General features: G+C 31.8%; 4 protein-coding genes. 2 read left to right on the top strand and 2 right to left on the bottom strand.

Annotation, left to right across the window (positions count from 1 at the left end; genetic code table 11):
* Positions 1–162: 162 nt before the first annotated feature.
* Complete coding sequence (locus tag M4L39_RS14455) at positions 163–633, bottom strand: thioesterase family protein (protein WP_277582623.1); 471 nt, start codon at positions 631–633, stop codon at positions 163–165.
* A 339-nt stretch (positions 634–972) separates the two neighbouring features.
* Here M4L39_RS14455 and M4L39_RS14450 point away from each other — a divergent pair, with 339 nt between their 5' ends.
* The gene (locus M4L39_RS14450; RefSeq protein WP_277582622.1) at positions 973–2,055 is read left to right on the top strand and encodes a YkvI family membrane protein; all 1,083 of its coding nucleotides are present in this window, start codon (positions 973–975) and stop codon (positions 2,053–2,055) included.
* Positions 2,056–2,179: 124 nt separating this feature from the next.
* On the top strand, positions 2,180–2,386 hold the full coding sequence (locus M4L39_RS14445; RefSeq protein WP_277582621.1) for a hypothetical protein: 207 nt from the start codon (positions 2,180–2,182) through the stop codon (positions 2,384–2,386).
* 266 nt (positions 2,387–2,652) lie between these two features.
* Here the strand turns inward: M4L39_RS14445 and M4L39_RS14440 are convergent.
* A partial coding sequence (locus tag M4L39_RS14440; RefSeq protein ID WP_277582620.1) for an urease accessory protein UreD occupies positions 2,653–3,352 on the bottom strand: 700 nt, incomplete at its 5' end.

The raw sequence follows: 3,352 nt of genomic DNA, 5'->3' as shown, positions 1-3,352 counted from the left end.
GGCTGTATTGGCGTTTGGTTTGTCTATGTTCTGGAGTCTCTCTTTATATATTCTGTTGTGCTATCTGTGAGCGACTGTTGGAAACTTTTGCCTGTTGTATTGGATAAAATGGTACTGATCCTAAATTCAAGCCCCAATATAAGCCTTTTAGGTAACGTATACTTATTTTCTAGGAACACCAATTACATGACCAAGTTGTTTAGGTGCCTCGAAGGATTGTTGACGATCAAAATAAGCTTGGATTTTATCATAAACTGGTGGAGGAAAATCCATACTGCGACGTGTTTGATTACTCACACCCATCATGATTACTTCATATGTAGCATTACGCTCGTCTTGCTGATTATACATCGTTAAGAAGAGGTGAACTCTTTTTGCATCATAATCATAAATACGAACTTTAATATAAAACGAATCGTCTAGTAATAATTCCTTTAAAAATGAAATATGCGCTTCCATACTAAATATCGTTACTTCTTGATTAGGACGATATGAAATAGATAAATCTACAGATTCAAAGAAACCAACAACTGCATCACTGAAAATCGAATAATATTGTGCGTCGTGCATATGATTATTACGGTCAATCCAAGATGGTTGTACGGTATTTTTATATATGTATTCTTCTACCATAAGACCACTCCTATAATTATTTTTGAATATTGCACTACATAATTGTATCAGTTTTATAGTGATAAGTTTAAAAATTTGTTTTCTCTATAATGATATTAGTATTGGTTAAAAACGGGTATTATATAATGTGAAACTATCAATGATGGGTATTTTTAGTAGTTTGAAAAGTAAAGTCAAGTAAGTTACTATGAATATGCAAGCGTTTACATTATTGTGAGAGACTATACGGATTTTTCATTTATAGACGTGTACAAAGGGGTTATCGACTGTAATATATTCGACTTCACAATGATGGTTTTGCGTTTTAACAAAAAATTATTGCTAACAAAGGGGATTACTATGAAGAAGGTATTTTTAATAGGTAGTGCCTTAATTGGTATAATTGTAGGTGCTGGATTTGCTTCAGGGCAAGAGATTCTACAATATTTCACTAGTTTCGGTATGGTAGGTATATTAGCAGCAATTGTTTCAACAGTGTTATTTTCATATATAGGCATGGTGCTCGTATGGCTGGGCAGTAAGTTTAAAGCAGAGAGTCATAATGACGTAATACATAAATTAACTGGTGGTTCATTGTTTGGTAAAGTGCTAGCATGGGTGATTGATATCGTACTCATTATCGCTTTATTTGGATTTGGTGTCGTAATGCTTGCTGGTGGCGGATCGAACTTTGAACAACAGTTTGGTATACCGGCAGTATTAGGAACACTATTAATGGTTATCTTAATATTTATATTTGGCATGTTACGTGTAGATAATGTTGTTAAAGTTATTGGTAATATTACACCATTATTGATTATAGCTATTCTCGTTGTTGCAGTTTATTGTCTATTCACAATGTCTGGTTCATTTACTGAACTTAATAATTTAGCTAAAGGGCATACATCAGCTGTTCCGAATTGGTTTATATCAGGTGTTAACTACGTTTCGCTAAATATCAGTTTAGGAGCAACTATGGCAATTGTTATGGGCGGTAGCGAGAAAAATCCTAAGATAGCTGCATGGGGCGGCTTCGTCGGAGGATTCGTTCTAGGTATAATGATATTGATAAGTCATTTTGCGATATTTTCGAAGATTGAAACAGTTGGTGATTTACCAATGCCGATGTTAGGTCTGGTAAATGATATCTCACCAATCTTAGGTATTTTCATGTCTATCATTATCTATTTAATGATATTTAATACGTGTTTAGGTATGTTCTATTCACTTGCTACACGTTTTACTACTCCTGAAACAATGCAGTTTAAAATGTTTTATATAGTATCTATTTTAATTGGTTTTGCAGTAAGTTTTGCAGGTTTTACAGATTTAATGACATTCTTTTATCCATTCATTGGTTATTTAGGATTAGTGTTAATCGTAGTATTAATTTATGCACCTTTTAAAGTTAAACGATTAGAGAAAAAAGGGGAATTACCATAACAGTATAGAAATATAATCATTATGACCGTTTATATAGGCTTTATTTTACAAAATTGAATATTAAGATAGAATGAATAAGCATAGAACTAAGAAAAACAGATTGTATTGTGAGAGGAGTACTATTATGGTATTTGTTGCATTAATATTATTTATTTTATCTTTAGTCTTACTTATTTATTCTATCGCTTTATTAATGGGCAAGGATGGTTCGTTATTTAGTTTGTTTACGGACGGAGAAAAAACTTTAACTAAAGGACAAAAGTTATTGATTTACATCGTTACGATTGTTTTATTAGGGATAAGTTTAGTTTGGTTACTTAATCTAATATAAAAGCTAAGTCTGTAGTTCAATAAAACAACTTATATACGTAAAAGCCTCTAGGTACTCAAAATGTACTTAGAGGCTTTTTTACTATCGATAGCACTTTACGATGAATTGTGCACACTTTCCGTGGGTGCGGTCTCAGCCTTTAGTTCTTCGGATTGTGCTGAAATAATATAATTGGTGCAACCATCTCATATGAAATCAAGTTTAAAATATTGATTTAATTTATAAATTCCCCTGAGTACATTTTATATACTCAGGGGAATTATTGTCTAATATTTCCTTAAAAAGTCAACGTCACGATCGAAGATTTTTTTAACAACATAAGTTTGTAATGTCGTTAAAATCTTTTCGATTACTTGTGTTTTATTAGATAAAATACGAATACTAAAACCGTGTGTTGGTAAGTGTGTAATACCAAAACGACAATCATATTCTTGTTGCAAGTGTTTAATTTGATCGAATACGTTATCTATAAATTTTTGATTAACATCTGGGTGGATAAAATAACAAGACCCAAGGTGGCTATAATGCTCCATATAACCAATACCACCAACTTTATTTTTAGTTGGATCAAGTAACATATTATCAAATACAACGAGATCATCGTCTACGTAAATTTCATTTAATAAATGCATATATGTGTAGCTAAAAGCTTTACCTTCTTTAGAATATCCTGGTGTTAATATATCCGTATAAAATAAAGCTGCTGTTGAACTCAAGTTAAATGTATTATGTTGGTAGAATTTGGCATTTTCAAAAGCGATAATTGGATCGCCTACATATTCCGCATAAGCGTTATCTTTAATATTGAAATTTTGATATTGTTCCACATGATCATTTAACGTTTTATAAATCTTCGTTGCACCTTGCGAAGTTAATATCACTTTCGCATTAGTGTCTATATTAAAGTTCATGTTATAGCGGTCACCATCTAAATAACCGCCACCTACGTTTACAATATAAAATGTG

This window comes from Staphylococcus equorum (assembly GCF_029531845.1).
Lineage (GTDB): Bacteria > Bacillota > Bacilli > Staphylococcales > Staphylococcaceae > Staphylococcus > Staphylococcus equorum_C.
This window is presented reverse-complemented; position numbering and strand designations above follow the sequence as displayed.

Coding starts and splice junctions, on each gene's coding strand:
- M4L39_RS14455 (WP_277582623.1), bottom strand. CDS start 633: ATGGTAGAAGAATACATATATAAAAATACCGTACAACCATCTTGGATT.
- M4L39_RS14450 (WP_277582622.1), top strand. CDS start 973: ATGAAGAAGGTATTTTTAATAGGTAGTGCCTTAATTGGTATAATTGTA.
- M4L39_RS14445 (WP_277582621.1), top strand. CDS start 2,180: ATGGTATTTGTTGCATTAATATTATTTATTTTATCTTTAGTCTTACTT.